This is a genomic window from Acinetobacter sp. HR7, assembly GCF_000773685.1.
Lineage (GTDB): Bacteria > Pseudomonadota > Gammaproteobacteria > Pseudomonadales > Moraxellaceae > Acinetobacter > Acinetobacter thermotolerans.
Map to the genome: position 1 here is coordinate 1 of NZ_JPQO01000198.1, position 8,661 is coordinate 8,661.

The window sequence follows — 8,661 nt, forward strand, 5'->3', positions numbered from 1 at the left end:
ATTTGAAAATTATATCGCTGAAAAAGCCTTTACAGATAGGTTTGTGCAACAAAGCCATAAAATGATTAGCTTTTTTTATTTTCTTATTTCTTATTTTATATTTTTTTATTTTCATCTCTCCGATTCTAATATTATTAAATTCGTTCAAATCAGGTTTATCCCAATCTAAATTAGATTCACATTCTGGATAAATTTTAGCAACACATTCTAGAAATCTTTTATAATCTATCAAGTCATTTTTAGATGACACCTTAAAGATTAAATCAGGCCGATCTTTTTCAAGACAAATCTTTCTTCCTAAACAATCAAAAAAAAATTTAATATCTTTTCGGGTTGTATTTTTATTTAACTTAAAAGGTTGATCAATTTGATAGCGAGTAGACCATGTCACCATTTTATTCCAAGTAAAACCAATAGCATCCTCATGATTAGCATCTTTTTTTACTTGACTTGTATAGAGAGAAAACGGTTGGCTGATCGATTGAATGAGCTTCAATACTTCAGGATCAATCGTTGCTTTTTTTTCATGCCATTTCCAATATTCATGTAAAAATGTTTCACGGTATAAAAACTTTTCTTGTTGTTGAGGCTGCTTTTTCTTGTTCTTTAATCCAGCAGTTTGATGTTTATTCTCTTTGAGCTGATAGCATTTCTTCATCGCTTTTAGAATGCCACTTTCATTCGATTGAAATTTAATGTTGAAGTCGCGGCGCATCAACTCACTATCGCCTAACACTGCCTTGATCAATTGAGGTGAATATTCTCTATTTGCTTCATAAAACATGTCAGCAATCAGGATATTCAAATGATGTAAGTAATATCTTGCAGTTATCCGAATATCTTCATGCCCCATCAGATGCGCAAGTCTAGACCAAGTCTGGGCACTACGCGATGAAGCATCCTCAATATTGGGTAAAATGTGATCTTTAAGCTTTTTCCCAAAATTAGAATCATAGTCAGTGAAACAACTTACCAGTGGTGCGCTGCCTTTTAAAAGGATAGCCAAATGTGAAGCGGTACTATGCCTGAAAGCATGAAAGGTATATTGATGATCGTTTGTCCCTAATACAACATTAAACAGCTGATGGGTAATTTTTGATAAATTTGTAGTAGATAAAGGTTGTTCATTCAGCATAAAGAGCTGTTTGGTTTTTCTTTTGCAGACTGCTGCAGTCGCTTTAGACCCAGGTAACAGATTTTGATAAAACCGACAAAATCCTGTGAACTCCTCCGGTGCTAAAAAATAAGCTAAATCAAAGTGACGGGTGGCATTATCACTTTTCACATTACGCTCGGAATTCAGACGAATCCTAAGTGTAAGATCATCAATATCACCTGTCGTTTTTCTCATTTTCTGGTCAGATCGATCGTCATTATACTGATCTAGAGTGGATTCAAACGCATAATAGAGCTGTCGATTGGCAAGATGTTTTCTTAACTGTGGTGATACAAAATCATCGATACAGATCCCAGCAGCTTCATCAATACGCAAGCCCAGTCTAAATGCCAATGTATAGATCCATTCTAGACAAGTTGCATCCTGCTCCGTCAGCCCCAAAACTTCTGGGTATTCTCTAAGAATTCGTAACATCAATTGAAACATCTGCGGACTAATCAGTCTGGTTTTTAAAAATAAACCGTCACTTTGGCGTTCATATAAATATTGCACAATCGGTGCATCATGTTTCTTGATTAAGTATTGGTGAAAGGCTTTTAGTCGATCAAAAGCATAACCCGAGGTATTGTGTTTTTTATTGTTGTTGGTTTGGGCGGTCGTTTTAAGATTTTCCTGATCATTCAGCAATTTTTCTTCAACAATCGTGCAGTACATTTCCTCAAACTGATCTTCAGTGGCTTTATCTAGATTGATCTGTTGTTCTAGAACATAATAAAGTAGATCAAGCACGAAACTACTATAGTAACGCTTGATCGTTGAGACTTTAATAGCTGCTTTCCCATGATAAGCTAATTCGGTTTTTAACCACTGACACACGCGTAAATGTGCAATAGCCACCACATAATCCAAATACTCTCCATTTCCAGCCTCATAAGCAGATTTATAGTTTTCGGATTTTGTGATAGATGCTTCGAGTTGCTCTGCAAGCTGTTTAGGTTTGATGCCCTGATGAAAGGATAAAAGCCAGGATTTCAGATGATGCCGTTTACCCATACGTCGATCATGAAACGTTTTGTTCTCTTCCTTACCCCTAGGGACCTCTAAGTCTAAAGCTTGAGGCTTTTTTTCAAGATTTTTGATTCTAGCTTGAATACTTTGCCAAGGCTCAAGTCTGTCATACAGCTGTATATGCTGCTCATAGATTAAAGGAGAAGTAATGATCTGATTGTTCAACACACTGGTACTTAACACATCTAGATTAGGAATCTCTTGCCACAAGACATAATCCATATGCTTAAAAATGGCAAAGCCGGTCTTTTCCAAACCTTTTAAAAATTGCTTTACATGCTTCATCTGTACAAATGGCTGATCCTCACGTGCTTTACTAGAATCCCCCTCCTCCGCCATATTCAGTACAATGTTGAAATGAATTTTAAGTTTTTCTAGCAGTAAAACTTCGGGCTGATTGCCAGTTTCAATTTCACCCAGTTCTTTTTCCCAGCACTGCAATGGCGAAGTGCTTTGCAATGCATACCCTTGCGGTCCATTGATTAACTCCTGAATCCGTGTATAACATAGCATCGCAAAGGCATTAAAATAAATTTGTTGGGTTTGCCATAACTCCGTCTCTTCTTCGCCATGCTGGCGATAGATGTTGCCATACTTGGTCGATGGCAGAGTGTAAGAGAAAATATAAGCCTTCTGTGTATTTGAATAGATAGGGAACAAGCCACTATCTAGATTCATGTGAAAAATTGCATTATGAATAGCAATCAACCGTTCAGGTTGGATGCATCCCTGATCAAAAATTAATGAAATACACAGACATTCAAACAAAGTATTCACTAATTTTTGTTGCTCTTTAGCCGTGGAGCACAACAGGATCCCTTCGGTTTGTTGCTTGAGATAATTCGCCCAATTCCCATACAGTTTTTCTTTTACCTCGACAAGCATATTACCCTGCTCTAACTTCCGCTCAGAAAAAACATTGTCTAGACGTTTAGGTGTATAGACGGTCCAATCGGGCAACTTAATCTCATAGTTCTCGGCATAGGAAGGAAAAGCATTTTGCCACTGTTGGTTTTTCTCCTCACAAACCTTTTTCACTTGTTTAAAACAGAATTGAAGATAATTTACAGCATTATCCTTAAGTTTGGATTCTTGGCAGAGTTGCTCTAAAACTACTTTATGGAAAGTAAACTTCTCCAGAATTTGCTGATCAAGCGATTCAAAATCAATTTTAGCAGGTTCAGAATTTACATCTTTGTATGTATCAGTGATCAGCTTAGAAATTTCCTTAAAAATATCTGCAATCTCTTTTTCAATCACATCTTCTAATTGGGCTTCGATTTTTTTATCAAGCACAGTATGATCCTTTAAAATACTTCAAGCATTGTGATTTTTAGTTTGTTGAGCAAGCTTTCAACTTGTTTCTGAATGTCGTGTTTGTAAAGATAAGGACTTAATCCAGAAATGTGAGCGAATCCCATGCTCTGCTTATCGTGGGCATACAGCGTATTGTGAATGTCACCACTTAGAGCTAGATGATTTTTAGTGAAATGCCTTGGCCAATTTTTATAAATCTGCACCGTTTGTTTAAGGTAATTCGTGACAAAATCAGCAGACATAGGCTGTAACTCTAGATCATCTGCAACATTCGCAAGATTCACCGAACGTTTCTTGGACTTCATAAGAGGATGTGAGATGACATAGAGGATAAAGCCACCGCTTTCTAGTTGCGCTTGTAAACTTTTTATCCCAAGTGATTCGATAGTTTTCGTTAGATATTTTCGATACGCATTCAAATGATCTTGCCAGTAGCCTATAACAGGGACAGGACGTCCAACTTTTCGTGAATCCGTTTTTTTATCATGAACGTAAAGCAGTTGTGCCTTAGGGTCGTAATGTTTCAGTAACCCCGGCATGCCGACTATTGGACGCACCGTCAGGCAGATTAAGGAAAGATGCCACATCCAAATGCTGTAAGCATTCAGCTTCTCGATCCGATTCGCTTGAGCACTTTCCAATGTATTTTTGACAAAATGATAAAGTCGATTAAAAAATTCAGTCGCGGCCTCTACAGTCCAGCATCGCTGACTTCCGATACGATCTTCATCACCACAAAAAACATGACCAGGATGTTCATTCTCAATCCATTGATCACCTTTTTTACGGTCTAATAGAACATCGACATAGCCTCTAAAATGCTGGGAGATTTGCTTGGTCTGACGCCCTTCATAGTTCCATTGCACGATATGACGGGTATCCTGATTGGACATTAAGTGTGCGACTAGGTTATCACTAGTCTCCATATCCAAATGGAAGTAGATTTGCCGCTCTAACATCCCGCAGGTAATTTCACCAATCTGATACTCTTTAAAGACTTCCCGCAAAAAATTATTGTATTTAATTACGCAAAATTTACTTGGCTTTAAATTTACTAAAGCCTTTAAACTGATGATCCACGGTTCTGGAATACGCCATTCTAGAGTTAAGACCTGATTATAACGTTGTGCTTTATCCTGCATAACACCGGAATGATTAGCATTGAAGTTTGGATCAATCACCCAGTAATAATGGATGACTTTGTTGATTGATTTTTTTTTGATCCTGCCACTTTCAATCAAATTTTCAATGTGCTGAAAGACCGTTGGACTCAACCCCGTTAAGAGACACATCAGACCACACACAGCTAAAGAAGATTTATATGGATCATTACTGATCTTTTCTTGATAATACTCGTGTAATCGCTGATAGGTTAGATGTAGTAAACTGGGTTTCAGATAAAGCGGATTCGTTTTATAGGATAAGTTACGTCTCTGAATACGTTGTACCTGCTTTTCAAACTGTTGCCGTTCTTTTTGCTGGTCAGCAGAGAAAATCCCTTTCTCTCGCTTGGCGATCTCATCCTGTTCAGGATCAGAAATATTGGCCTCTGTATCCACTTCAGAATCCTCATTCTCCACATCCAACGATGATGTGCCAGAATTGGATTTAAAGGTCATCCCCTTTTTTATATTATCAATTAAAGTCCGAACATTGATTACTTGTGAATTTAACTTGACCTTGATGAGCTCATTACACACAATAATAAATTGTTGAATATAACGGCCGAGATTAAGCTTTTCAAAATCGTTTTTTATTGTTTTGCGCTCTAAAAGAGTTTTTAACTCAGTGGCATTAAATTTTTCCGTAGCTTGAAGTTTTCGTGTGACTTTTTTATACAACAATTTATTTTTTTCAGTGTTCGAAAATTGTTTTTGCAAAAGAAGTTTTAAATTATAAGATACTGTATTGATTTTATTGTTGTTTTTACACGTATCTAGAATAACCCGTTTTTCAGTATTTTCAGTATTTTCAGTTTGAGACTCTAACCAGATGATTTTCTTAATTATCTCACACAAAACTGCAGTACAAAGATAGGAATAGATTAATTTCTCTTTTTGTTTGTCTGTTAGCTCTCCTATAGGTGCACTTATAGACCATTGAGTTAAGCCTGCCAATAATTTCTGTTGTGTCACCATCCGATTATTTTTAATCACCATACGGATCTTGTGAACAGCAACATACAATTCCTGTGCATGCTGGTCTTGCGCCAAGAGTTGATTCAAAATTTGTTTTTTTATACTCAGAGGATGATTAACCCATTCTTCCAATAATTGGGTTTCTTCATTTAACTCTAACAATTTATCTGTATGACTCATAAAATCACCATAATTTTTCAGGGTAAAAGTTGAAATTTAGGTTTTGTTCTAACTTGAGGTTCAAGTCTTTATGCAACCCGAAGTAGTTTTTATAAGTGCTAGCGCTAAATGAAATACGGCGCTGAGGATTCCGATCCGTCCTCATATGTAAGGATAACTGCAGAGCCAGAACCTCGGATAACTGAATAAAAAAACAGCTAAAAAGCACAGCATGTATCTGTTTATGTTTGTGCTTTGGGATCTGTTTAATATCTTGAGAAATGTCATGGATTAACCTTTTCAAAATCTCAAGCTCATCAAGCACGTGATTGTCTCTAGCATTCTTTCTCAAGTTTTTTTTGATATAAACATCCAGTTTATTCTTTAGATTCAAGATAAATATATGAACAAAATCTGGTAAATCTAATATCAAAACTGCACTGAGTTTGGTCAGCACTTCAAATGATTTTTTTTGCATGTTTAGTTTTTTTAAAGCTTTACTAACTCACCGAATACTGGCCATAAAGGCTTTTACATATTCTGAAAATATTGAGTTATTCAAAGATGAAAATTACTTAGAGTTAAGCTTCAAAGGCGTGTAATACATCCCAAATAAACTCTTATTTGCTGTAATCCACCTAAGTCGTTAAGTCGTCTAATGAACAGATATGAGCAATAAGCCCATACCATCTTCAAAATTAGTCTTCTTTCACTCGGGCAAATTTATAGACTTCCGCCTTACTCCAGCGAAGAGTACGTCCATATCTAATAGGATTAATTGGGCCATTTTCATATAAAGCCCACTTACGTAAAGTTTGTTCTGCATACCCTAAGAGCCTAGCTGCCTCTTTAGTAGTTAGTACAAGTCGATCATCGGTAATCGGCTTATATTTATGCTTAAATCCCATTTTTTTATTTCCAAGTTGATTTAAAGCCATCAAAACACACTTAAACTTGGAAAGTAATATTCTAAAAATACGTTTTTTCTTGCCTAATTTAAAATTATAATGAAGTGAACTTTAATTAGTCAGAGTGATGTATGGGCAGACCGCGAAGAACTAGGATTGATTTTGCAAAAACGATAAGCTGGTATGACTTTTTTTATAATCAGTTAGTACATTTCGGTAGATATAAAAATGATTATGATATGGAGAAATTTTTTTATGGATATCCTGAAGAACACGATGTAAAGAGCTTATTTAAAAAGTATAAATTTGGGCTATCTACACCGCAAAAATATTGGATAAGTATTGTTGAATCTAAATGTATTGGCTCATCTGATATTATTAACCACCCTCTGTGGAACATTTTTAAATATCAAAAATTTGATGAAGATCTTATTTTATTAGAATTAACTACTCTACCTCACTATATCGTAGAGATTATTTCATCGAATGGACGTATTAAAGATTTTGATAAGAGCGACTTAGAACATATAGCAAATTTTGGCTCACTGGATAGTTTTTGTGCATTATATTTATTACACCATTGGGGAGTAACGATTAACAGCACCGCTCTTGCCAATGATTGCTGTTCATTCCTCATAAATTCATTAAGCTTATTACTAGAAAAAAATCCTCATCTCCACCGTTCACATATCTTATTATTTGATGAATTATGTAATCAGATCTTCCTTACCGAATTAAAAGGATATAGTCGACCACTCAAAATTAAATTAAATTGGCGAGAATACAGAAGGAAAAATTGGTCTAGTGCAGTTAAAGAGATATCCACAAAAGTTGAAGCAGATTTCAGTGTTCACCCTAAACTTCAAGACTTCGTTCCAAGCACAGATCCAAACCTAGTAGAACTTTACCAAAAAACTGTCTAGTTAAGTTGATTTAATCTGCTTACCATATGCTTACTAGCAAATAAAAACAAAAAAAACCACTTACGATTAGTGCACGTAAGTGGTTGATTTATATGGTGGGCCCACACAGACTCGAACTGTGGACCAACGGATTATGAGTCCGCTGCTCTAACCGACTGAGCTATAGGCCCTATATAGCGAAAACCTTATTTATCAATAGGTTTAAGCGAGATGAATACTAGCTAAGATTTTTTTAAAAGACAAGCTTTTTTCTAACTGCTTGTATACTTCATCAACAGTAAAAAATCAGCTAAAAATTTTCTGACTAATTATCTTAGACTTTAGCAGCAACCTGAAGATCATAAATTTTCAATATCACAATTCCATCAAAAAAATATGGGCTTTCTCATTACTTTTAGAAATAAAATTTCAACTATATTTTTATACTTTACAGCTATAAATTTAAGAAAGTTTTATCCACCTAGAAATAGAACAAAGTTGAATATGACCCACCTTCAACTTTCTAGAAACTTAGGCTTTGCGTTCAATTTTTTCGTCTTTACGTATATCCATATAAATTTCGATCAAAGACCATACAACAATGAGTGCAAAAATGAACAATGAAAGTACTAAAGCAGTTAAGTAAGTCATGTTGAATCATCTCTAGCAAACATGATGGGAAGATACTGAAGCCTATCCAAATCCCTTAGGCTTCGACAAAAGTCTAATAACTATTTTTTGTGCTGAATAGTCATTTTTTTAACTTTTTAAGATTTTTTTTATCTAAATTAAGACTAATACACGATTAATTTAATCACATTTATTAGTTTTAAGTCTTAATAAAATCCAAAATTTGAATCAACAATTAAAAGATTTGTACGCATTTAAAACTTTTAAAAGAAAGGAGCTTGACGGATACAGCGAAGAAGAACAAATTATGAGTTTTTTCACACAATCCCTTCCCTATGTTTAAGAAATTCATTGGCGAATCTGCGTTTAAACTTGCAGGCTGGCAGTATCACGTTGAACCAAATTAGGACTTACGCACTATT

At 35.3% G+C, this 8,661-nt stretch carries 5 protein-coding genes, 1 tRNA gene and 1 pseudogene; 2 read left to right on the forward strand and 5 right to left on the reverse strand.

What is annotated here, in order from left to right; all coding sequences use genetic code 11:
- The 4 genes from GW12_RS12055 to GW12_RS12070 all read right to left on the reverse strand — a co-directional run.
- Positions 1-3,481 (reverse strand): hypothetical protein (locus GW12_RS12055; protein WP_034587829.1); only part of this gene is annotated, 3,481 nt, incomplete at its 3' end.
- Between the two features lie 11 nt (positions 3,482-3,492).
- Complete coding sequence (locus tag GW12_RS12060; RefSeq protein WP_034587831.1) at positions 3,493-5,820, reverse strand: hypothetical protein; 2,328 nt, start codon at positions 5,818-5,820, stop codon at positions 3,493-3,495.
- 4 nt (positions 5,821-5,824) lie between these two features.
- Entirely contained in the window at positions 5,825-6,277 is a 453-nt protein-coding gene (locus GW12_RS12065) for a hypothetical protein (RefSeq protein ID WP_034587833.1), read from the reverse strand.
- Between the two features lie 220 nt (positions 6,278-6,497).
- Positions 6,498-6,737 (reverse strand): helix-turn-helix domain-containing protein, encoded by a 240-nt coding sequence (locus GW12_RS12070; protein ID WP_081403501.1) that lies wholly within the window; start codon positions 6,735-6,737, stop codon positions 6,498-6,500.
- 101 nt (positions 6,738-6,838) lie between these two features.
- Between GW12_RS12070 and GW12_RS12075 the strand changes: the two genes are divergently transcribed.
- Complete coding sequence (locus tag GW12_RS12075; RefSeq protein WP_034587835.1) at positions 6,839-7,630, forward strand: hypothetical protein; 792 nt, start codon at positions 6,839-6,841, stop codon at positions 7,628-7,630.
- 93 nt (positions 7,631-7,723) lie between these two features.
- Here GW12_RS12075 and GW12_RS12080 read toward each other — a convergent pair.
- A tRNA-Ile gene (locus tag GW12_RS12080) sits at positions 7,724-7,800 on the reverse strand.
- Between the two features lie 774 nt (positions 7,801-8,574).
- On the opposite strand from GW12_RS12080, the pseudogene GW12_RS16180 reads away from it, so the two are divergent.
- A pseudogene (locus GW12_RS16180) lies at positions 8,575-8,643 on the forward strand (acyltransferase); the annotation flags it as partial.
- Between the last annotated feature and the right edge of the window lie 18 nt (positions 8,644-8,661).

What these genes read in the sequence shown, in the direction of transcription:
- GW12_RS12060 (WP_034587831.1), bottom strand. Translation starts at nt 5,820, where the DNA reads ATGAGTCATACAGATAAATTGTTAGAGTTAAATGAAGAAACCCAATTA.
- GW12_RS12065 (WP_034587833.1), bottom strand. Translation starts at nt 6,277, where the DNA reads ATGCAAAAAAAATCATTTGAAGTGCTGACCAAACTCAGTGCAGTTTTG.
- GW12_RS12070 (WP_081403501.1), bottom strand. Translation starts at nt 6,737, where the DNA reads ATGGCTTTAAATCAACTTGGAAATAAAAAAATGGGATTTAAGCATAAA.
- GW12_RS12075 (WP_034587835.1), top strand. Translation starts at nt 6,839, where the DNA reads ATGGGCAGACCGCGAAGAACTAGGATTGATTTTGCAAAAACGATAAGC.